Consider the following 23281-nt stretch of genomic DNA (forward strand, 5'->3'; position numbering starts at 1 on the left):
TTGCCTGCCGCGACAGGGGCCCGCGTCCCAGACGGACAAGCGCGGGCGCGCTGCTTGTCGGCCTTTTCCTGGCGCTTCTAGCGCCGCTGCCGGCACTTGCCGTCAATCCGGACGAGGTTCTTGCCAACCCGGCGCTTGAGGCGCGGGCGCGGACGCTTTCCGAAGAACTCCGCTGCATGGTCTGCCAGAATCAGTCGATCGACGATTCGAACGCGGAACTCGCCCGCGATCTCAGGATTTTGGTGCGCGAGCGCATCACGGCGGGAGACAGCGACCGGCAGGTTCTGGATTACATCGTCTCGCGCTACGGCGAGTTCGTGCTCTTGAAGCCGCGCGTGAGTGAAAAGACCTGGGTGCTGTGGGGTATGCCGGGAGGGCTGCTCCTGGTCGGCGCCGCGGCACTCATCTTCCTTGCGCGCAGGCGCAGCGGCAAGCCGACGGGCACGTTGCTGAGCGACGAGGAACGGCAGCGTCTCGACGAGATTCTCGGCAAGTAGTTGCCGGCAATAAAGTCTGATTTTTCAGCAATTTTTCCACATTACGAATAATTCATCGCCAAGACAGTTCGCCGTAACGTGCGCGCTCCTATATCTTCGTCATCAACTGATCACCGCCGGTCCCGCCGGGGTCACAGTCGGACGATAGAAAAGAAGGGTAACGCACAATGTTCAAGAATATTAAGGATGGGCTGTCCCGCAGCAGCGCTCTGAAGGCTTCCGCAATCGCCGGTCTTGCCGCAGCCGTGCTTGCGACCGGGATCCCCGTCGCGATCAACGCCTCCCATGCCGAAGCCGTTGCCGTCCAGGCTCCGCAGGTTCCGAGCTTCGCAAACGTCGTCGACGCCGTTTCCCCGGCCGTGGTTTCCGTTCGTGTCGAATCCCGCGTCAACCCGGTTTCCGCCGACGAAGATGAAAGCTTCGGCCTCGGCCGCGGCTTCGACGACCTTCCCGATGATCATCCGCTGAAGAAGTTCTTCCGCCAGTTCGGCGAAGAGCAGAACGGCCGCAACCAGGACAAGAAGAAGGACCATGCCCAGGAAGGCAAGGGTCGTCTGCGTCCGGTCGCCCAGGGCTCGGGCTTCTTCATCTCCGAAGACGGCTTCCTCGTCACCAACAACCACGTCGTTGCCGATGGCGCTGCCTTCGTCGTCGTCATGAGCGACGGCACGGAACTCGATGCCAAGCTGATCGGCAAGGACCCGCGCACCGACCTCGCCGTCCTCAAGGTCGACGACAAGCGCAAGTTCACCTACGTCAAGTGGGCCGATGACACCAAGGTTCGCGTCGGCGACTGGGTCGTTGCCGTTGGCAACCCCTTCGGCCTCGGCGGCACCGTCACCGCCGGCATCGTTTCGGCTCGCGGCCGCGACATCGGCTCCGGTCCGTACGACGACTACATCCAGGTCGACGCTGCTGTTAACCGCGGCAACTCGGGCGGCCCGACCTTCAACCTCAACGGCGAAGTCGTCGGCATCAACGCCGCCATCTTCTCGCCGTCGGGCGGCAATGTCGGCATCGCCTTCGCAATCCCGGCCGATACCGCCAAGGGCGTCATCGCCGACCTGATCAAGAGCGGCTCGGTTTCGCGTGGCTGGCTCGGCGTTCAGATCCAGCCGGTAACGAAGGACATCGCCGAATCGCTTGGTCTCTCCGAGCCAAGCGGCGCGCTGGTCGTTTCTCCGCAGGAAGGCTCTCCGGGCCAGAAGGCCGGCATCAAGAACGGCGACGTCGTGACCGCGGTCAACGGCGAAACCGTGAAGGATCCGCGCGATCTGGCACGCCGCATCGCTGCCATGACGCCTGGCTCCAAGGTGGAAGTATCGCTGTGGCGCGACGGCAAGGCTCAGCCTCTGACCGTCGAACTCGGCACCCTGCCGGCTGAACAGAAGGAAGCCGCCACCGACGAGGACAAGCCTGCCGAAACCCAGAAGCCGGCATCCGAGAAGGCACTCGCCGACCTCGGCCTGACGGTTGGCCCGTCTGACGACGGCAAGGGCGTTGCCATCACCACGGTGGATCCGGACTCCGACGCTGCCGACCGCGGCATCAAGGAAGGCGAAACGATCACCTCGGTGAACAACCAGGAAGTCACCTCGGCTGGCGATGTCGCCAAGGTCATCGCTCAGGCAAAGAAGGACGGCCGCACCCGTGCTCTCTTCCAGATCCAGTCCGAGAACGGCAGCCGCTTCGTCGCCCTGCCGATCAACCAGGGCTGATCGAGCAAAGCCGCTATAAAGCTGAAGCCGCGCAAGCCCTGGGCTTGCGCGGCTTTTTTCATGTAGATGTGGAGGCGTAAAGACCATGACTGTTCGCCAGGACGTATCGAACCCTTCCGATAAAGGTTGTGCGCAAGCACGGGCCACGATTAGTGTTGAGCACATGAAGATTCTTGTTATCGAAGATGATCTGGAAGCTGCCGCCTATCTGACCAAGGCCTTCCGCGAGGCCGGCATCGTCGCCGACCATGCGAGCGACGGCGAGAGCGGTCTCTTCATGGGGACCGAAAACAGCTACGACGTCATGGTCATAGACCGCATGCTGCCGCGCCGGGACGGACTTTCCGTCATCGCCGAACTGCGGCGCAAGGGCGTGCACACGCCGGTCCTCATCCTTTCGGCGCTCGGCCAGGTTGACGACCGCGTCACGGGCCTGCGCGCCGGCGGCGACGATTACCTGCCGAAGCCCTATGCTTTCAGCGAATTGCTCGCCCGCGTCGAGGTCCTTGGCCGGCGCAAGGGAACGCCGGATCAGGACGTCGTCTATCGCGTCGGCGATCTCGAGCTCGATCGCCTGTCCCATGAGGTGCGGCGCGGCGGCAGGGAGATTCCGCTGCAGCCCCGCGAATTCCGCCTGCTCGAATATCTCATGAAGAATGCCGGCCAGGTGGTGACACGCACCATGCTGCTCGAAAACGTCTGGGACTACCATTTCGATCCTCAGACGAACGTCATCGACGTGCATGTCTCGCGTCTGCGCTCGAAGATCGAGAAGGACTTCAGCCAGCCGCTCCTAAAGACGATCCGCGGCGCCGGCTATATGATCAAGGACGAGGGATGAGCCGCTTTCGCGTCCTCTTCAAGTCGACGCCCGTCCGCCTCTCCGCCCTCTATATCCTGCTGTTCGGGCTGTGCGCGGCGGTGCTGGTTTTCTATGTGACCGCTCTGTCGGAGCGGCTGCTGACGGGCCAGATCCGCGACGCCGTCCAGCAGGAAGTGACGCAGGTCAAGCGGGCCTACGATGCCGGGGGGCTCAATCTCCTCCTGCGCACGATGGAGCGCAGGTCCCGCCAGCCGGGCGCCAACCTCTATGTGATCGCAAGCCCGACAGGCGAGATCCTGGCCGGCAACGTCGCCGGCGTGCAGCCGGGCGTCTTCACCGAAGAGGGCTGGACCGAACTGCCTTTCCGCTACGAGCGCTATGGCGAGGGCACCAACGAGCGGCGCAATCTGGCGATCGCCAATATCTTCGTCCTCGACAGCGGCCTGCATATCCTGATCGGCCGCGATCTCGGCGAGCCGGAGCGCTTTCGCCTGCTCGTGCGCCAGGCGCTGATGCTGGCGCTGGCGATCATGGGTGTCGGCGCACTCGTCATCTGGTACGGCATCGGCCGCAATGCGCTAAAGCGCATCGACCGGCTGACGGAAGCGAGCCGCAAGATCATGGCGGGCGATCTGTCGCAGCGCCTGCCTTTCGGCGGTTCGGGCGACGAGTTCGACCGCATGTCGGATTCGCTGAATACGATGCTTGAGCGCATCGAGCGGCTGAACGAAGGCCTGCGCCAGGTTTCCGACAACATCGCCCACGATCTGAAGACACCGCTGACGCGGCTTCGCAACAAGGCCGCCGACGCCATCGATAGCGGCGACGGCGAAGGCAGGCGCGTGGCGCTGGAAGGGATCATCGGCGAATCCGACCAGTTGATCCGCACCTTCAACGCGCTGCTGATGATTTCGCGCGTCGAGGCAGGCTCGATGGCGGCGGAAATGTCGGCGGTCGATCTGTCGTCGATCGTTGGCGACAGCGCCGAACTCTATGAGCCGGTCGCCGAAGAGGCGGGGCTTACGCTGAAGGCGGAGATCGAACCCGGCATCGAGGTGCAGGGTAACCGCGAGCTTATCGGGCAGGCGATTTTCAACCTCATCGACAACGCCGTCAAATACGCGGCCGGCTGCCATGGCGCGGCCGAGATGACGCTCAAGCTGCAACGTGGCGCCGACGGCGTGCGGCTCAGCGTCGCCGACCACGGACCTGGCGTGCCGGCCGACAAGCGCGCCGACGTGGTGAAACGCTTCTTCCGGCTGGACGAAAGCCGATCCAAGCCCGGAACGGGTCTCGGGCTTTCACTGGTCGAGGCGGTGATGGAGCTTCACGGAGGCCGTCTCGAGCTTTCCGATACGGTCCCGGACGCGCCAAGCGCGCGGGGACTGACCGCCACCATAGTCTTCCCCGCGGCGAGCGCCTGAGATCAGGCGTCAAAGCTCCGTCTTGCGTATGCCGCTGCGATTTGGGCTTGCGCATAACCCTTTAAATCTATTTCGATTTAAAAGGTTATGCGCAAGACTGGCCGGAGAACCGTATGAAGACTGCCGATCCTCGCCTCGATCAAGTGGAAAGTCAGCTTATCCGCCCGCTGAACCAGGCGGAGGTCAAGTCGGTGCTGTCGGATCTGCGCGATATCGCCAAGGCCGAGCCGGCGGTCGCCGCACTTCTTGAAAGTGCGTCGCCGCTGCGGGACTTTCTTGTGAATGTGCTGACCCTTTCGCCCTATCTGCGCGAGACCGCCAACTACGATCCAAGCCTTGTCGCGGCTGCCATCGCCGAACCGCTGTTGCCGCAGATCGAGCGGCTCGTCACGGACGCGCGCAACGCCTGGGCACCGGGCGAAAACGGCGCAACGCCCACCGAAGCCGAAGTGATGAGCCGCTTGCGCATCGCCAAGCGCAAGGCGGCCTTCCTGATCGCCCTTGCCGATCTCGCCCGCATTTTCGACGGCCGCACCACCACGCAGTGGCTGAGCACGCTTGCGGAAGCGGCGATTACCGCCGCGATCGATCACCTGCTGCTGTCGGCCCATGACGCCGGCAAGCTCAGGCTCGTGAACACCGCCGCTCCGAGCGAGGGATCCGGCGTGATCGTGCTCGGCATGGGCAAGCTCGGCGCGGGCGAGCTCAACTATTCCTCGGACATCGATCTCGTCATCTTTTTCGACGAAATGGCCGGGATCGTCCCTAATCCGGACGATGCGATCGACATTTTCCCGCGGCTGATGCGCCGGCTCGTGCGCATCCTGCAGGAGCGCACCGCTGACGGCTATGTCTTCCGCACCGATCTCAGGCTACGCCCCGATCCGGGCTCGACGCCGCTCGCGATCCCCGTCGATGCGGCGATGATCTACTACGAGGGTCGAGGGCAGAACTGGGAGCGCGCCGCCTTCATCAAGGCCCGCCCCGTCGGCGGCGACCGCGAAGCCGGGGCCGCCTTCCTGCGCAACCTCGTGCCCTTCGTCTTCCGCAAGTATCTCGACTATGCGGCCATCGCCGACATCCATTCGATCAAGCGGCAGATCCACGTGCACAAGGGTCACGGCGCCATCGCGGTCAAGGGCCACAACGTCAAGCTCGGGCGCGGCGGCATCCGCGAGATCGAATTCTTCGTGCAGACGCAGCAGCTGATCGCCGGCGGCCGCATGCCGCAACTGCGCTGCCGCGCGACCGAGGAGACGCTCGCCGAACTCACCAAGGCGAAGTGGATCGACGGCGAGACGAGCGCGGAACTGGCGGAAGCCTATTGGTATCTGCGCGACGTCGAGCATCGCATCCAGATGGTGCGGGACGAGCAGACCCACCTGCTGCCGGAGACGGAGGCCGAGCTGAAGCGCATCGCCTATCTGATGGGATACAGCGATACGGCAAGCTTTTCCGAGGCCCTGGTTTCAAGGCTGAAGACGGTGGAGCGGCGCTATGCTCAGCTGTTCGAACAGGAGGCAAAGCTCTCCAGCGAGACCGGCAATCTCGTCTTCACCGGCCAGGGCGACGATCCCGATACGCTGGCGACATTGCGCAAGCTCGGCTTCGAGCGCCCCTCCGACATCGCCAACGTCATCCGCACCTGGCATTACGGCCGCTACCGCGCGACGCAATCGGTAGAGGCACGCGAGCGGCTGACGGAGCTGGCGCCCGAGCTCCTGCGCGTCTTCGGCGAGAGTACCCGTGCCGACGAGGCCCTGCTGCGCTTCGACAACTTCATCTCCGGCCTGCCTGCCGGCATTCAGCTTTTCTCGCTGCTGGGCAACAATCCCGCCCTGCTTTTCCTCATCGTCAACATCATGTCGTCGGCGCCTCGGCTGGCCGAGATCATCGCCGCCAAGCCGCATGTCTTCGACGGCATGCTCGATCCCGGCCTGATGGCCGAGTTGCCGACGCGCGACTACCTCGCCGAACGCATTCGCGGCTTTCTGGCGCCGGCCCGGCATTATGAGGAAGTCCTCGACCGGCTGCGCATCTTCGCCTCCGAGCAGCGTTTCCTGATCGGCATCCGGCTTCTGACGGGTGCGATCAGGGGCGCCATGGCCGGCCGCGCCTTCACCCATCTTGCCGATCTCGTCGTAGAGGCGGCGCTCGACGCGGTCATGAAGGAAATCAGGGCGGCGCATGGCGACTATCCGGGCGGCCGCGTGGCGGTCGTCGGGATGGGCAAGCTCGGAAGCTTCGAACTGACCGCCGGCTCCGATATCGATATCATCCTGCTCTACGACTACGACGATGCAGCCGGCGAATCGTCGGGCCCGAAGCCGCTCGATGCGACGCGCTATTTCACCCGCATCACCCAGCGGCTGATCTCGGCGCTCTCGGCGCCGACGGCGGAGGGCGTCCTCTACGAGGTCGACATGCGCCTCCGGCCCTCGGGCAACAAGGGCCCGGTCGCCACCCGCATCAAGTCCTTCGAAAAGTACCAGCGCGAGGAGGCGTGGACCTGGGAGCACATGGCGCTCACGCGCGCGCGCCTCATCTGCGGCGACAGCGAACTGATCGGCGAAGCCGAGCGGATCATCGCCGAGGTGCTCTCCGACAAGACCGACCCGAAGCGGATCGCCAGGGAGGTGTCGGAGATGCGGGCGCTGATCGAGAAGGAAAAGCCCCCGGCGAGCATATGGGACCTGAAGCTCATTCCGGGCGGGCTGATCGATATCGAGTTCATCGCGCAGTATCTGCGGCTGACGGCCGCCGGAAAGGGCATCGCCGTTGACGGCGACGATTTCAATACGTCGGGTCAGCTGAAGCTTCTCGGCTCCGAACTGATGGATCGCAACGACCTGGAACTCTGCCTGGCGGCGCTGTCGCTCTATACGGATATTTCGCAGCTCATTCGTCTCTGCATCGACGGCGAGTTCGATCCGTCAACGGCGCCGGCCGGCCTCATCGAGGTCGTTTGCCGGGCAGGCGATTGCCCCGAAATCCGCCTCCTGGAGACGCAGCTGCGCGAGTTGTCGGGTGCCGTCCGCAGCATCTTCGAAAAGGTTACGAGGGCGGCGTAAAGCGTTCTGCGCTCAAGCCAACGCTTGTCTCGGAATACGGATCGAGATCACCGTGCCGATCCGCTCGCGCGAGCGGATTTTCATGGCGCCGCCGTGCAGGGCGGTCAACGACCGCGAGATGGCAAGCCCGAGGCCGGAGCCGCCCTTGCTCTTGGCATACTGGCTCTGCACCTGTTCGAACGGCTGGCCGATCTTGCTGAGCGCTGCTTTCGGGATACCGATGCCGGTATCGGCGATCGTCAACACCACGCCGTTGCCGCTGTCGCGGGTACGCACCACGACGCGGCCGCCGTCGTTCGTGAATTTCACGGCGTTGGACAAAACGTTGAGCAGGATCTGCTTCATGGCGCGCCGGTCGGCCGAAAGCTTGATTCCGGATCCGATGCGCTGATCGATTGCGATATCCTTGTAGGCGGCAGGGACCGCGGTAAAGCGCAGGCATTCCTCGATCAGCGGCGTCAGATCGATCATCTCGCGATCGAGCTTCATATGGCCGGCTTCGATCTTCGACATGTCGAGAATGTCGTTGATGACGTTCAGGAGGTGCTGGCCGCTGCCGTGGATGTCGTCGGCGTATTCGTTGTATTTTCCGGAACCCAGCGGGCCGAACATCTGGTTCTGCAGGATTTCGGAGAAGCCGAGAATGGCGTTGAGCGGCGTGCGCAACTCATGGGACATATTGGCGAGGAATTCGGATTTCGCCTTGTTCGCCGCCTCGGCGCGGTCCTTTTCGGCGAGATAGTTGGTGTTGGCGGTCGAAAGCTCGGCCTTCTGGCGCTCGAGGATCTGCCGGGAAGCCGAGAGGTCGTTGATGGTCGCCATCAGTCGGCGCTCGGAATCGCGCAGCCGCTCCTGGTTGCGCTTCAGGAGCGTGATATCGGTGCCGACCGAGACCATGCCGCCGTCGCGCGTGCGGCGTTCGTTGATCTGCAGCCAGCGTTCGTCGGCGAGCTGCACTTCGGTCGTCTGCGCATAGCCGGAGCGGTCCGGGTCGGCGCGGCGGCGCTCGATCACCGGGCGCTGTGCGGCGGCGTTGACCGTCGAACGCTCGGTGCCGGGCACAAGTACGCTGTCCGGCAAGCCATAGGCCTGCTGGTAGTGGGCGTTACACATGACGAGCCGGTCGTTTTTGTCCCAGAGCACGAAGGCTTCCGAGGTGCATTCGATGGCGTCCGCGAGGCGCTGATCAGCCTCGGCATAGCGCTGAGCGAGGCGATGCTGCTCCGTTACGTCCATGGCAATGCCGATCATGTGGACGCGGCCGGAGTTGGTGCGGATCACCTGGGCGCGTGCACGCATCCAGACATAGTGACCCTTGGCGTGGCGGATCCTCAGCACCTGGTCGACCTGGCTGGCATTGCCGCGAGCCGACGCGCGGGCCAGCGTATATAGGCTCTTGTCGGCGGGATGCATGAGCCGGGCGACATCGCCGAAGGTCAGCGTCTTGTCGGAGCCCGGCAGGCCGAGCATGTCGTACATCGAGCGCGACCAATAGAATTCGCGCCGGGCGAAATCGAAATCCCAAAGGCCGCAACGTCCGCGCGACAGCGCGGTCTCGACGCGCAGGTTGGATTCGAGAAAGATTTCGTCGGCATCGCGGGCCCGCTTCGCCTGGGCATAGTAGGCGTAGAGGATGACGAGCAGGGTCGAGGAAATGCCGGCAAAGAGCGTGACGTTCAGCGTCAACTCGTCGCGCCAGCGCTCTGCGATACGGTTCATCGAGGTCATCGACAGGATGAGCGAGCCGTCGTCGCCGACGAGCGACATCGCCGCATAATGGGGTTCGCCGTGGATCCGCGTCTCGATGACGCCGGCACGGTCGCCCACCCGCCGGACGGTTGATACCTCCGGAAAGAAATCGGAAATCAGCATGCCGACATAGGCGGCACCCGCAGCCGAGGCGCCGAACACACGACCGTCGGCCTTCACCATGAGGACAAAGGCATCGGCATCGAGGCGGTCCTGCGGCAGATAGTGCGCAAGCGTCCGTTCGGCGGCCGCGCGGTCGCCCTTGCCGAACGCATCGGCATTGCCGGCGAAGGCCGCCGAAGCGGCGGCGGCAGCGAGCGCGGTCGTGCGTTGTGCTGCGTTTTCCATGCGCGAATGTTCGGTGACCATCCCGAACAGATGCGAGGCGGCGATGACCGACAGGAAGGCAATGATCAGGACGGGAATGCCGCGCTTGAGAGCTTGCTCCAGCTTGGGCAAGTGTCGCGAGACGGTCTCCAGATGGATGCCGGTGCGCTCACCGAGCCCGTCCTGCCAGGATTTCGCTCCACCGAAATTTGAACGCAGCCGTCCCCCGGCCGCAGTCGCCCGCCGCACGCTCATCATCGCTATCGCCTTGATCCCTCGTGTGATTCGCGCGCCGCCCGCCCGAATCTACCCTAATGAATCATTGGTGATTCGCCTTGTCTAGAGGGTTGGTTAAACTTTCGTAACTATTTGCCGCGAGGCGCCGAATCGCCGTCGACGCGAGCCGCCGTCACTCCTTGAGCATGCGCTCGACGATATCTCGCACGTCGGTGGAGAGTTTGTCGGCCCCGGCGATTTTCCTGAGCGCTGCGTGGGCGTGGTCGGCGCGGCCTTTTTCCAACGAGCGCCAGGAGCGCATCGAGGTCAAAAGGCGTGCGGCGAGTTGCGGGTTGCGCTGGTCGATGTCGAGGATCTCGTCCGCGAGGAAATGGTAGCCAGCGCCATCGGCGCGGTTGAAGCCGGTCGGGTTTCCGAACGCGAAGCTGCCGATCAGCGAGCGCATGCGATTGGGATTGGTGCGGTTGAAGAGAGGCGACCCCATGAGTTTGCGCACACGCTCCAGGGTGTCGGCGCCCGGCGTCCCCGCCTGGATGGCGAACCACTTGTCGACGACGAGGGCGTTTTCCGCGAAGCGTTCGCGGAAGGCTGCAAGCGCTGCGGCAGTCTCGGCGCTATCAGGATGGCGATGCACGAGCAGCGCCAAGGAATGGCTGAGATCCGTCATGTTGTCGGCTGCGTCGAAGGCGACCTTGGCGCGCGCCGGTGCGTTGTCCAATAGCGTCAGGAAGGTGAGGGCGGCGTTGCGCAGCGCGCGCCGTCCGGCGCTCGCCGCATCCGGGCTGAAGGTTCCCGACGTCCGCATCCCGTCGTAGAGCGACGTAAAGACGTCCTTCCCGGCGAGAGCGATCTCGCCGAGGATGGCCTGGCGGCCGGCATGGATCGCATCCGGATCGTTGTTCGAGCCAAGCTCGCGGGCGATGTCGCTTTCGCTCGGCAGGTTGAGTGCCTGCGCCCGGAAGGCAGGCTCGAGGCTCTCGTCGCCGGCCGCCGCAAGAAGGGCGCCGACGAATGCCGGATCGCAGCTGACCGCCTTGCCCTCGCGCGCATCGCGCGCCGCCTGCATCAGGTTCGGCAGCGCGAGGTCGTTGAGCGCCTGCCAACGCGCGAAATGATCGGTTTCGTGACGGGCGATCAGGGCGAGATCGGCGGTCCCCTGGCTGAAATGCAGGTTGATGGGGGTGGAGAAGCTGCGGTTGAGCGACAGAACCGGCCGCGAGGAAATGCCGTCGAAGACCGCCGTCTGGCTGCGGTCCGTCAGGTGCAGCACATCGCCGGTGAACTCGGCGCCGGTCACCGATTGCGGCGTAACGATGCTGCCGTCCTCGGCAAGTAGCGCCAGGCGCAGCGGAATGTGCATCGGTTCCTTCGACGACTGTTCCGGTGTCGCCGGCACCATTTGCTCGAGCGAGAGTGTGAATGTCTGGGCTGTCGCATCATAGGCGCCCGAGGCCGTCACCAGGGGTGTGCCGGCCTGGTGGTACCAGAGCGAAAACTGGCCAAGGTCGCGACCGCTTGCGTCCTCGAAGCACTTCACGAAATCCTCGACGGTGGCGGCGTCGCCATCGTGGCGCTCGAAGTAGAGATCCATGCCCTTCTTGAACAGTTCGCGCCCCAGCAGGGTCGCGATCATGCGGGTGACCTCGCTGCCCTTTTCATAGACGGTGGTCGTGTAGAAGTTGTTGATCTCCCGGTATTTCGTCGGGCGGACCGGGTGGGCGAGGGGCCCGGCATCCTCGGGGAACTGCTCGGACTTCAGGTGCCTGACCTCGGCGATGCGCTTGACGGGCCGCGAGCGCTGGTCGGCGGAGAATTCGTGGTCGCGGTAGACCGTCAGCCCTTCCTTGAGGCAAAGCTGGAACCAGTCTCGGCAGGTGATGCGGTTGCCGGTCCAGTTGTGGAAATATTCGTGCGCGATGATCGCTTCGATATTGGCGTAGTCGGCATCGGTCGCGGTTTCCGGGTCGGCCAGCACGTATTTGTCGTTGAAGACGTTGAGCCCCTTGTTTTCCATCGCCCCCATGTTGAAGTCGGAGACGGCGACGATCATGAAGATATCGAGATCGTATTCGCGGCCGAAGGCCTCTTCGTCCCACTTCATCGAGCGCTTCAGCGCGTCCATGGCGTAGGCGGCGCGCGGTTCCTTGCCATGCTCGACATAGATCTTCAGAGCCACGTCGCGGCCCGACATGGTGGTGAACGTGTCTTCGACCGCGCCCAAGTCGCCGGCCACGAGCGCGAAGAGATAGCTCGGCTTCGGATGCGGATCGAACCAGGCGGCGAAATGCTTGCCTTCGCCGTAGCCCGCACCGCCGAGAAAATTGCCGTTGGACAGCAGCAGCGGATTGGCGGCCTTGTCGGCGATGATGTTGACCGTATAGGGCGCAAGCACATCCGGACGGTCGGGAAAATAGGTGATGCGGCGAAAACCCTCGGCTTCGCACTGGGTGCAATAGATGCCGCCGGTCCGGTAGAGACCCATCAACTGGGTGTTGGCTTCCGGATTTATGATCGTGGTGATCGTCACCTCGAAGGGGACTGAAGCCGGCACGTTCGCGATCGTCAGGCTTTCGGGCGTCGCGGTATATTGTGATGCGGGTATCTCGGCCTGGTCGAGCAGTAATCCGGCAAGGTTCAGTTCATCGCCATCCAGCACCAGCGGCAGCGTCGGGTCCGTGCCTTCGCGACGACGGAAGATCAGCCGCGCCTCGACCTTGGTTTCCGTCGGATCCAGTTCGAAGGTCAGATCCACGCGTTCCAGGACGAAGTCGGTAGGGCGATAATCTGCCAGATAGACGATCTGGCCGGTGTCTGTGCGCATGGTGTTTCCTGATCAGGCGTTGTTCGCGGTGCTGCGGCCCACGTGGGGAACATGGGTTCCCGAGGGAGAAAATCGACGGCATGATTGCACCAAAAGTCTGAACCAAAGCTAAAGCCATGCCGCGTGCTTGTTTCGATTTGTGGCAGGTCTTTGGCCTCTTCGTCAACATTGCCGTCAGGCCAATTGATCGCTCGGCGGCGGGACGGCACGGGCGGCGGGATCGGTGCCGCCCACCGGCGGGATCGGCATTGCCTGAAAGCCTGTCTTTTCGATCCGCCCTTCGCCAGCCTTGCGTCTTGCTATGCGGAAGGCGGCGTAGCCGGCATAGAGCGCGAAGATGAATGCCATGAAGGCGAGAAGGCCGGTCGAGCCCGCCGTCTGCATCATTGCTCCCCCAACGAGGGGACCGGAGACCGTGCCGAGGCCGTAAAGGATCATGATGCCGCTGGAAATCATCACGTATTCGTGGGGTTCGGCGCGGTCGTTGGCATGGGCGACGTTGATCGCGTAGATCGGATAGAGCACGGTGCCGGCGAAGAAGGTCGAGACGTAGAGCGCCGGCAGCGAGTTCAGGTCGAACAGCGACATCGCAATGCATGAGACGACGCCGATGATGCCGCAGACGACCATGACGATGCGGCGGTCGATGAGGTCGGAAATGCGGCCGATCGGCATTTGCGAGATGGCGCCGCCGGCGAGCACGCAGGCGAGCAGCGTCGCACCCTGAGTGGTGTTCATGCCGATCTTCTGGGTGTAGACGCCGCCAAGGCTGTTCCATGTGCCCGACAGCGCCCCTGAAAGCAGCGAACCGATAAAGGCGATCGGCGACAGGCGATAGAGCTTGGGCAGATCGAACGCCGCCTCGGTGATCGGCGTCGGCGACTTGGCTGTCGAAAGCGCCGTCGGCAGCATGGCGAGCGAAAAGATCACGCCGCACAGGATGAATAGAAAGGTCGTTTTCGGGTCGCCGAGCGGCACGAGATACTGGCCGCCGATCGAGCCGACCAGGCAGGTGACCATGTAGACCGAAAATAGGGTCGCCCGGTTTGCATTGGTCACGCGCTCGTTGAGCCAGCTTTCGATGATCAGATAGCTGCCGGCAATGCCGAAGCCGCTGATGAAGCGGAAGACAATCCATGCCCGCCAGTCGACCAGCAGCGCGCAAAGCAGGATGCCGATGCATAGAAGCGCGATCAACGCGCCGAAAACGCGCACGTGACCGACACGTTTCACGAAGAGGGGCGTGATGATGCAGGAGATCGTGAAGCCGAAAGTATAGCCCGTCGCGATGACGGAGATGGTGAAGGTCGACCAGCCTTCAGCGACCGACCGGATCGGAACGACGAAGTTCATAAGGCCGTAGCCGATCATCATCAACAGCGTTGACAACATCAGACTGGCGATCGAGACGAGGCTGGCCAGCATTGGAAGATCCCGGTCGAGAGGAGAGGCGGCTGAAGCGATTATGTCTTCTAGCCGAGCGACCGGGCGCGTTCAATCGCGACAGAGCCCGCATCCGTGATGCAACGTCCGCGCAAAACGAAAAAGCGCCGGCTTCAATCCGGCGCGTCCTCATCAATATATTGGCCTAAATGGCCGATCTCAGTATTCGCGAAAGTCCGCGAAGATCGATATCGGGCGTACGACGCGTGAGATACCGGTACCGCGAGCGGTCATCTGCTCATTCGCGGCAGCGCCGCGACGATAGCTGTGAGCCGCGCGAAGATGTTCGCTGGCGTGGCGCAGGGTTTCGAACCCGCTGTGGATAGGTCTGTGGCGTACAGTCATGGCCTTGGTTCCTGATCGTGGTTTCCTCCCAAGACACAGGCCATATATTGCAGTGCAGCATCGATTCTGCAAGGGCACGGCGTGACGTTCCGCTATGCAAAAATGACATGGCTTTTTTAATGCAATCTTCACATTGATAAAAAATTAATCGGAAACGTTGTCGAGACGTACCCTGAACGCGAGAAGATCGTTCCAAGCCAGTCGCTTGTTGACCGGGGCGGTCAGGAGTTCCTGTGGGTGCAAACTGGCGATGGCCGGTATCATGCGGCCGGCGATGCCGACATCCCGCCATTGTCCGCGCATCCCGTGGATGGTCTCGTTGCCGCCGAAGAAGAAGCGGGCGGTAAAGTTGCCGAGCAACAACAAAAGCTTGGGTTCCGCAAGCGCGATCTGCCGCTCGATGAAGGGACGGCAGATCTCCATCTCCGGCGCAGAGGGCGCCCTGCTGCCCGGCGGGCGCCAGGCAATGACATTGGTCAAGAGGATCTCGTCGCGCCGCAAGGCGATCGCGCCAAGCATGCGGTCGAGCAGCAATCCGGCGCGCCCGGCAAAAGCCGTTCCTTCGCGGTCGTCGTCGGCGCTGGGCATCGGCCCGATCACCATGACGCCGGTCTTTGGATCGCCGCTTGCAAAGATCGTCGAACGCGCGCTGGTCTTCAGATTGCAGCCGTTGAATGCTTCCAGCGCCGTCTTCAGTTCGCCAAGCGACCGGGCGCTCTCGGCGGCGAAGCGGGCCTGTTCGACAGCCTCCCCGTCGGGGATCGCCGGCGCCGTGCGGTTCGCGGCCGGCGGTGGGGCGGCAGCTCGAGGCTGGCGCGCCGCCGGCGATGCCTCAGGCGTGGCGCCAGCTGCCTCCGCCGTGGCGGACGGACGGGTAGCCCGCCGGCTGGCTTTGGCTGCCTCGAATTCCGCGAAGCGATCGACCGCCTCTTCCTCCAGCAGCCACTCCACGCCCGCATCCGCATGGAAATGCAGGAGGGCTGCGAGTTCTGCCGGGGTCAGGTCGCTTGCGGAGATCATGGCGCGACCTTAGCGAAGCCGCGCCGGAAGGGAAAGTCCGTGCAGGGCATCAAAGCAGTCGGCGTCAGGCTGTCCACTGCGCGATGTCGTCACGCTCGCCGATGAGCGCCAGGCCGTGGGCGATCGACAATAGCTCGCCGCCGGTTTCGATCCTGTCCCGGTCGAAGCGTTCCGTGAAGATGCGCCGCACTGCGGGAACGAAGGACGTGCCGCCTGTCAGGAACACCTTGTCGATATCGCGCTCCTGCATGCCGGTCTTCAAGAGTACGTCGTCGAGCGCGTCCTCGATCTTTCGCAGGTCATCGCTGATCCAGCGCTCGAAGTCCGACCGGCGAATGCTGCGGTGGCCGCCGGGACCAAGCGGCGGGAAATGAAACTCGGCTTCCTCCTCCGTCGAAAGCGCCATCTTCGTCGCCGATACCGCTTGATAGAGCGGGTAGCCCTCGTCGTGCTCGACGAGGTCGACGAAGGTCTCCAGTTTTTCCGGCTCCAGGCTGGTGCGCACCAGCGCCTTCAGGCCCGCGAATTCCCGGGTCGTCTTGAAGATGGAGAGCTGGTTCCAGCGCCCGAAATTGGCGTAATAGGACGATGGCACTTCAAGCACCTTGTCGAAGCTCTTGAAATGGCTGCCCTTGCCGATCCCAGGGGCGACGACGTTGTCGATCATGCGATAGTCGAAATGATCGCCGGCAATGCCGACGCCGGAATGGCCGATGGGGGTGGCCTTGAGCTTTCCGCCATGCGTTTCGAAGCGGATGACGGAATAGTCGGTCGTGCCGCCGCCGAAGTCGGCGACGAGCACTGTCGCGTCGGTCTTCAGCGTCTGGGCGAAATAGAAAGCGGCGGCGACCGGTTCGTAGACGTAGTGGATTTCCGGAAAGCCGAACCGCGAGAGTGCCTCGTTGTAGCGCGCCGTGGCGAGAGCCGGGTCCGGATTGGCACCCGCGAAATGCACCGGCCGGCCCGTGACGATGCGCTCGATGCCCTCCGGCCAGCCGTCGCCGGCATAGGCGCGAAGCCGCCGCACGAAGATCTCCATCAGATCCTCGAAGCTGTGGCGCTTGGCGAAAATCAACGTTCCCTGAAAGAGTGCGCTCGCCGCAAAGGTCTTGATCGACTGCAGGAAGCGGCAATCGCCGGGATTGTCGATGAACTGGCGGATGGCGGCATGGCCGGCCTCGACCTTCAGCGCCTGGGCGCCGAGATCCGGATCCTTCATGAAGGAAAGGGCGGTGCGCAGGCTGTCGGCGGTGCCGGCCGAGCTGGTGAGAGCGACGGAACGGGTCGCGCGGTTCTCTGCCAGCGCCAGCACCGTATTGGTCGTGCCGAAATCAAAGCCAAGTGCCTGAGCCATGCCCGCACTCCTATACTCTAGCGATTGAATGAGTTGTCGACGGCGGGCGCGGTTTTCGCCTTGGCCGAAGGAGCGGGCCTTCTGGCACGACAAGAGCGCCAGGGCAAGATCCCGGCGACAAAAAGACAATGCCAACGAGTCCCGGACGGAATGCGGAATAGTTGCGCCACGACTGGCCGTCAGTCGGCGAGGCCTATCATGACCGATAGCATGTTGTTCAGCACCAGTATCTCCGCCGCGGAAAGATGGCCGATCACCGGGCCGCATTTGGCACGTGGATAAGCCAGGACCTTATCCACCATGATTTGCGAGACGGTCTTGAGGCCGTTTGCAGCCGTCGGCTCGATGGTGAGCCGGTAAAGCGGGGTATCGGCAACCGAGCCGGTGATCAATGCAACCAGTACGCTGTCTGCCGCATTGAGCGCATCAGATTGAACGATGACAGCCGGGCGGGGTTTGCCGTAGTCGCCTTGCGCCGAGACCGTGACGAGATCGCCCCTCTTCACGCACCCGGCCATTCGACAGCGGAAGCGATGAAATCAAGTGCTTCGGCTTCCTCGTGCCGACCGCGCAGAAGAAGACCTTGCCGCTTGGCTTCGGCGGCAAACTCCGGCCGATGAGGGTCGGGTACCCAAATGCGCAACTGCTTCATGCCCCGATGCTGCTGCTGCTGTCGGTAGCGTTGAAACTTGGTCAAACCGTCATCGGTTTGCTTGGGGCGTGGCATACTATCCTCCATTAGGTAGCGCGCTACCCTACCACGAGGGTTGCGCGCTACCTAATGATTTTGACCTCGCCGCGAACATCGGAATCGGACGATCACTCGGCTGCGATCGCCGGCCGTTCCTCGGTCTCGGGATCCGCTTTCTTCTTCTTGCCGAGGCCGCCGAGCCAGGTGTTCAGCCGATCCATCTCGACGAAGATCACCGGCGTGATGAACAAGGTGAGAGCCTGCGAAACGATCAATCCGCCGACGACGGCGATGCCGAGCGGCTGGCGCAGTTCCGAGCTCGCGCCGGTGCCGAGCGCGATCGGCAGGGCGCCGAGGAGCGCGCAGAACGTCGTCATCATGATCGGGCGGAAACGACGCACGCAGGCTTCATGGATCGCCTCGGTCGGCGACACGCCCTTAGAAGAGCGCAACGTCTCCAGCGCCACGTCGATCATCATGATCGCGTTCTTCTTGACGATGCCGATCAGCATCAGGAGGCCGATAAGGGCGATGATCGAGAGGTCGAAACCCAGGAGTTTCAAGGCCAGCAGGGCGCCAAGCGCTGCCGCCGGCAGGCCGGAAAGGATCGTCAGCGGATGGATGAAGCTCTCGTAGAGGACGCCAAGCACCACATAGATCGTCAGCACCGCGGCGAGGATGAGCAGCGGCGTGTTGCCCTGCGACTGCTGGAAGATCTGTGCCGTGCCGCCGTAGGACGTGAAGACGTCCGCCGGCATGTTGATGTCCTTCTTGAGCTGGTCGATCGCCGCGGTCGCGTCGCCGAGCGCCACGCCCGCAGGCAGGTTGAACGATACCGTCGTCGATACCAGCTGGCCCGTCTGGTTGATCGTGACCGGGCCGGTCGTCCGTTCGACGGAAGCGAAGTTCGAAAGCGGCACCAACGAGCCGTTCGCCGAGGCCACGCGGATCTGCTGAAGCTTCTGGTCGTCCCACGGCTTGCTCGTGTCGTATTCGACGATGACGTCGTAGCTGTCGCCGGTCGATTGAATCTGTGCCGCGGCAAATCCGCCGAAAGAGCCCTGCAACGTCGTTCGCAGCTGGTCGTCGGTGATGCCGAAGGCCGCGGCCTTCTCGCTGTCGACGACGATGTTGGCCTGCAGCGCGTTGTTTTGCTCGTCCGAAGTCACGTCCGTGAAGCGGCTGTCCTTGCGCAGCGCATCCTTGATCTTGTTCGCCCAAAGGTTCGTCTGGTCGGCGTTTAGCGCCTGGATCACGAGCTGATACTGGCTGGCGGTGTTGCGCCCGCCGAAGCGCAGGCTCTGCTGCGGCGTGATGTAGGCCTTGATCCCTGCGATCTTGCTGATGCTGGCACGCAGTTCGCGCAGCGTCTGGTCGAGCGGCGGCCGTTTTTCCTTGTCCTTCAGTTGCACATACATGGTGCCGTTATTGAGCGGATTGCGGGCGTTGCCGCCGACGATCGACATCACATGGTCGACGGCCGGATTCTTGCGAACGATGGCCGCCGCCTGGTTTTGCAGGTCCTGCATGGCGGCGTAGGAAATGTCCTGACGGGCCTGCGTCGAGATCGACAGGCGGCCGATATCCTCGGTCGGGAAGAAGCTGGCGGGCAGCACCATGAAGAGATAGAGCGACAGGCCGACCGAGCCCAGGAACAGCATCAGAATGGAGCGGCGATGCCCCAGGCACCAGCCGACCGCGCGGTCGTAACCGCGAAGCGTCCGCTCGAAGCCGGCGTTGAAGAGGCGCACCGGCAAGGGCACATGGCCGCCGCCGCCGGACAGACGCGAGCCGAGCATCGGCGTCACCGTCAGCGAGACGACAGCCGAAGAGACGATGGCGATCGCCACCACCATGCCGAATTCGTTGAAGATGCGCCCGACGACACCGCCCATCAAGAGAATGGGGATAAAGACGGCGATCAGCGAGACCGACATGGATATGATCGTATAGCTGACTTCCGCAGCACCCTTGATCGCGGCCTGCCGGACCGGCATGCCTTCCTCGACGTGCCGCAGGATATTTTCAAGCATGACGATGGCGTCGTCCACCACAAGGCCGACGGCGAGCGTCAGCCCGAGCAGCGAGATATTGTCGATGCTGTAACCGAGCACATACATCGCCCCGAAGGTCGAGATCAGCGATAGGGGAACGGCAAGCCCCGGTATGATCGTCGCTGTGAGATGCCCGGTGAACAGATAGATCACCAGGATGACGAGGCCGATCGTGATCAGCAGCGTAACCTTCACGTCGGCGATCGCATCCCGGATCGGCTTTGCCGAATCGTTCATGACCGTCATGTTGACCGAACGGGGCACTTCGGCGTGCAGGCCCGGCAGCTTCGCATTGATCGCGTCCACCACCTCGACGGTGTTTGCGTCCGGCTGACGCTGGATGGCGAGAAGGATCGAGCGTTTGCCGTCGTACCAGCTCCCCGTGTAGTTGTTCTCGACGCCATCCTTCACGTCCGCCACGTCGGACAGATGGATCGGCGCGCCGTTCGGGGTGGCGATCACCAGCGAGCGAAACTGTTCGGCATTCGTGCGCTGGGTGTTGGCATTGATCGTCATGCTCTGCGTCTCGTTCTGCAGAGAGCCGACCGGGACTTGACTATTGGCGTTGGCGATTGCGTTGTTGACGGTATCGATGCCGATGCCGCGGTCCTGTAGCTTGGCGGGATCGACCTCGACGCGCACCGCGTAGGTCTGCGCGCCGAAAACGGTGACCTCGGCGACGCCCGGCAGCGTCGAGAGCGATGGCGAAATGATGTTCTCGGCGATGTCGTCCAGCTGGCTGCGGGGCATCGTATCGCTCTGCACGGCCAGAAGCATGACCGGCGCGTCGGCCGGGTTCGTCTTGCGGTAGCTCGGCGGCGTCGTCAGATTGTCGGGCAGCTGACGTGTCGCATGCGAAATCGCCGCCTGAACGTCGGATGCGGCCGCATCGATGTCACGGTTGAGATCGAACTGCAGCACGATGCTGGTATTGCCGAGAGAACTCGTCGCGCTGATTTCGCTGATCCCGGGGATCGTCTGGAACTGCTTGATCAGCGGCGTGGCGACCGAGGTCGCCATCGTTTGCGGCGACGCCCCGGTCAGCTGCGCCGAAACGTTGATCGTCGGGAAGTCCACTTGCGGCAGGGCCGCCACCGGTAGCAGCCGATAGCCGGCAAGGCCCGCGAGGACGACGCCGATCGCCAGGAGCGTCGTTGCAACGGGCCGCTGGATGCAGAAATTGGGGATCATTGGTCCTCTCCAGCCACAGCTGCCTTACCCGGCTGATCCGCCAGAGCCAAATTCTCGCCCGTCTGATCGCTGAACTGCTCGGTCACTGCCTGCCCGTCGGTGAGCTGCACCTGTCCTTCGACGACGACGTGGTCGCCCTCCGACAGTCCATTGGAGATGGCCGTGCGGCCGCCGTTGGCGCGCGCGACCGTCACCGGCGTCATGCGCACCTTGCTGTCCTTGCCGACAACGAAAGCATAAAAGCCATCGGGGCCAGGCGCGACGGCGACCGTCGGCACCACGATGACCTTTTCGTCGCTGTTGAAGTGAACCACCAGATTGACCGACTGGCCGGGCCAGACCGATCCATCCGCATTTTCAAACCTGGCCTTGGCAAGGATGGTGCCGGACGCGGGATCGACCGTGTTGTCGTAGAAGGTGATCTGACCGTCGCGTGGCTTGCCTTTGTCGCTGCGGGGGACGGTGGAGACTTTGACCGTCCCGACGGCGAGCGCCTGCTTGAGCTGGCGCAGGTAGGCCTCCTGAAGATGGAACTTGACGTAGATCGGGTCGTATTTCGCAATCGTCACGATCGCGGTTCCGGGGCTGACAAAGGCGCCGACGCTGAGCGTTACGTCGCCGAGGCGCCCGTCGAAGGGTGCCCGGATTTCGGTGTGCTCGAGCAACACCTGATCGGCGGCGAGCTGGGCGCGGTCTCCATCGACGGTCGCCGCCGCCGCGTCGCGCGCGGCGCGCGCCTGATCGACCGTCTGCTGCGTCCCGGCACCGTTGAGAAGGCTCTGCGCGCGAGTAAGCGCCGACTCCGCCACCGTCAGCGTTGACTGATCCTTGGCGAGCATCGCCCGATCCTTGTCGACAGCTGCTTGGGCAGTCCGCGCGTCGAGCTTGGCGATGAGGTCGCCCGTCTTCATCATCGCACCGTCCTGAGCGTCGATCGAGACGATCGTGCCTTCTTCCTGAGCGGCGATCGTCGTCGTGTCCTCGGCGCTTGCCCATCCGGTTGCGGTCACGTCGTTCGGCAGGGTGCCGAGGGCGGCCGCCACCGTCTTGACGGGCGAAGGGGTCGCGGCATGCCGGTTGTGCTGGTCCTTCGGGCCGCCGCCGCTGCCGTCGGCAGCCTTGCCGGCCGTTGTCGTGGTTGCGTATTTTTGCAGAAAGGGAATGTGCTCCCTTTGCGTCCAGGCGACCCCGGCAACAATAGCGAGAAGGCTGATGGTGACTAGAAACTTCTTCATTCGATGACAACCGGATCCGACGAAAATTCACGATGAGGTGCGGGATACTGCAATGCAAAAGGTTTGGGAGAAATGCCGCAACTCTTCACTTCACTGTGACCGCTAACGTGGACAGGACACTGGCCTGCCGAGAATTCCCAGACGCGCATTCGCCTACAACTTACCATCATCCGCGCCTGCGAAAAAATTAAAGCTTGGAAAGCTTGGCGACTGCCGTTGAGGCAAAACGATGTTTTGTTCGAGCGCCTTATAGAAGCGATAAAAAACAGAAACGCGACGCTGCGGTTCGCAGCGCCGCTCCGCTTCGATCAATATTTCGCGAGCGCAGGGAAGATAGGGCTCCGCGCTTGCGGATCGCGTCAGATGGAGGCCGCGGCTCCGCCGTCGCAGCGAATCAACGATCCCGTGACATAGCTTGCCGGCTCGCTGCAGAGGAAGGCGGCGACCGCTCCGAATTCTTCGACGCTGCCGTAGCGGCCGATCGGAATCTCGGCCTGCCGCTCGGCACGAATGTCCTCGATCGGACGTCCGCTGCGCTTTGCCGCGGCGCCGTCCAATTCGTCGGTGCGGCCCGTCAAGATACTTCCAGGCAGCAGCATGTTGGACGTGATCCCGTTTCGGGCGACCTCGGTGGCGAGCGTCTTGCTCCAGCCGACGAGTGCCGGCCTCAGCGTATTGGAAAGCGCAAGGTTCGGTATCGGTTCGAAAACGCCTGATGAGGCGACGGTGAGAACGCGGCCCCACCGCTGCTCGATCATGCCGGGGAGGAAGGCGTTGGTCAGCGTGATCACGCGGGAGACCATGGCCAGGAAATAGGTATCCAGCTTCTCCGGGCTCATGTCGGTCGTCCGGCCGGGCGTCGGCCCGCCGGTATTGTTGACGAGAATGTCCAGGCCGCCGAATTTATCCGCCACGGCGATTTTTACCGCTTCGACGAAGTTGTCCTCGTTGAGGTCCGCCCAGACCCAATCCGCCCTGCCGCGTTTTTCAGCGTTGATCGCCTTGCAATTGGCCTCCAGACGGTCGCTGCTGCGCCCGCACAGAAGAACGTTTGCGCCCTCGCGCGCCAGGGCCACGGCGATGCCATGTCCGATCCCCTTCGATGAAGCGAGAATCAGTGCGCGTTTTCCTTTGATGCCAAGATCCATGACTGTTGTCCTTTCGCTGCGGAGGCGCTGGTGTTCAGCCTTCTATAGAGCGCAACGGCGCGCATTTGAAAGAGCGGGACGCCATCTTGCGCATTCTGGGGCAAGACAGGGCAAAATCGGGCCTTTCCTGTCG

16 protein-coding genes are annotated in these 23281 nt (G+C 63.2%); 5 read left to right on the forward strand and 11 right to left on the reverse strand.

Going from position 1 to position 23281, the window contains the following annotated elements; all coding sequences use genetic code 11:
• Nucleotides 1-50: 50 nt before the first annotated feature.
• The 5 genes from AB4048_RS18200 to AB4048_RS18220 all read left to right on the forward strand — a co-directional run bounded on the left by AB4048_RS18200 (nt 51) and on the right by AB4048_RS18220 (nt 7533).
• Nucleotides 51-497 carry a cytochrome c-type biogenesis protein gene (locus AB4048_RS18200; protein ID WP_442203451.1) on the forward strand — a complete coding sequence of 149 codons (447 nt, stop codon included), beginning with the start codon at nt 51-53 and terminating at the stop codon, nt 495-497.
• Between the two features lie 167 nt (nt 498-664).
• Nucleotides 665-2215, forward strand: a complete 1551-nt coding sequence (locus AB4048_RS18205; protein ID WP_442203394.1) for a Do family serine endopeptidase — start codon at nt 665-667, stop codon at nt 2213-2215.
• Between the two features lie 163 nt (nt 2216-2378).
• The gene (locus tag AB4048_RS18210; RefSeq protein WP_442203395.1) at nt 2379-3056 is read left to right on the forward strand and encodes a response regulator transcription factor; all 678 of its coding nucleotides are present in this window, start codon (nt 2379-2381) and stop codon (nt 3054-3056) included.
• Entirely contained in the window at nt 3053-4462 is a 1410-nt protein-coding gene (locus AB4048_RS18215; protein WP_442203396.1) for a sensor histidine kinase, read from the forward strand. Before AB4048_RS18210 ends, AB4048_RS18215 begins: the two co-directional genes overlap by 4 nt.
• A gap of 113 nt (nt 4463-4575) precedes the next feature.
• Nucleotides 4576-7533, forward strand: a complete 2958-nt coding sequence (locus AB4048_RS18220) for a bifunctional [glutamine synthetase] adenylyltransferase/[glutamine synthetase]-adenylyl-L-tyrosine phosphorylase (protein ID WP_442203397.1) — start codon at nt 4576-4578, stop codon at nt 7531-7533.
• Between the two features lie 12 nt (nt 7534-7545).
• Here the strand turns inward: AB4048_RS18220 and AB4048_RS18225 are convergent, their stop codons facing one another.
• From AB4048_RS18225 to AB4048_RS18275, 11 genes are all read right to left on the reverse strand, one after another.
• The gene (locus tag AB4048_RS18225) at nt 7546-9867 is read right to left on the reverse strand and encodes a PAS domain-containing sensor histidine kinase (protein ID WP_442203398.1); all 2322 of its coding nucleotides are present in this window, start codon (nt 9865-9867) and stop codon (nt 7546-7548) included.
• Nucleotides 9868-10018: 151 nt separating this feature from the next.
• A complete protein-coding gene (pepN, locus tag AB4048_RS18230) occupies nt 10019-12667 on the reverse strand; it encodes an aminopeptidase N (RefSeq protein WP_442203399.1) in 2649 nt (882 codons plus the stop codon).
• Nucleotides 12668-12841: 174 nt separating this feature from the next.
• Nucleotides 12842-14092, reverse strand: coding sequence for an MFS transporter (locus tag AB4048_RS18235; RefSeq protein ID WP_442203400.1), 1251 nt, complete (start codon nt 14090-14092; stop codon nt 12842-12844).
• 177 nt (nt 14093-14269) lie between these two features.
• Nucleotides 14270-14455: a hypothetical protein gene (locus AB4048_RS18240; protein ID WP_442203401.1), complete on the reverse strand. Its 186-nt coding sequence runs from the start codon at nt 14453-14455 to the stop codon at nt 14270-14272.
• A gap of 144 nt (nt 14456-14599) precedes the next feature.
• Entirely contained in the window at nt 14600-15475 is an 876-nt protein-coding gene (locus AB4048_RS18245) for a uracil-DNA glycosylase (protein ID WP_442203402.1), read from the reverse strand.
• 64 nt (nt 15476-15539) lie between these two features.
• On the reverse strand, nt 15540-16829 hold the full coding sequence (locus tag AB4048_RS18250; RefSeq protein ID WP_442203403.1) for an Hsp70 family protein: 1290 nt from the start codon (nt 16827-16829) through the stop codon (nt 15540-15542).
• A 179-nt stretch (nt 16830-17008) separates the two neighbouring features.
• Nucleotides 17009-17335 carry a type II toxin-antitoxin system PemK/MazF family toxin gene (locus AB4048_RS18255; protein ID WP_442203404.1) on the reverse strand — a complete coding sequence of 109 codons (327 nt, stop codon included), beginning with the start codon at nt 17333-17335 and terminating at the stop codon, nt 17009-17011.
• Nucleotides 17332-17556: an antitoxin MazE-like protein gene (locus AB4048_RS18260; RefSeq protein WP_442203405.1), complete on the reverse strand. Its 225-nt coding sequence runs from the start codon at nt 17554-17556 to the stop codon at nt 17332-17334. The genes AB4048_RS18255 and AB4048_RS18260 overlap by 4 nt, the downstream gene beginning before the upstream one ends.
• A 92-nt stretch (nt 17557-17648) precedes the next feature.
• Nucleotides 17649-20765 (reverse strand): efflux RND transporter permease subunit, encoded by a 3117-nt coding sequence (locus tag AB4048_RS18265; protein ID WP_442203406.1) that lies wholly within the window; start codon nt 20763-20765, stop codon nt 17649-17651.
• Nucleotides 20762-22000, reverse strand: a complete 1239-nt coding sequence (locus tag AB4048_RS18270) for an efflux RND transporter periplasmic adaptor subunit (RefSeq protein WP_442203407.1) — start codon at nt 21998-22000, stop codon at nt 20762-20764. The genes AB4048_RS18265 and AB4048_RS18270 overlap by 4 nt, the downstream gene beginning before the upstream one ends.
• 359 nt (nt 22001-22359) lie before the next feature.
• Nucleotides 22360-23148, reverse strand: coding sequence for an SDR family oxidoreductase (locus AB4048_RS18275; RefSeq protein ID WP_442203408.1), 789 nt, complete (start codon nt 23146-23148; stop codon nt 22360-22362).
• Nucleotides 23149-23281: the final 133 nt, after the last annotated feature.

This window comes from Rhizobium sp. RAF56 (assembly GCF_052113965.1).
Taxonomy (GTDB): domain Bacteria; phylum Pseudomonadota; class Alphaproteobacteria; order Rhizobiales; family Rhizobiaceae; genus Rhizobium.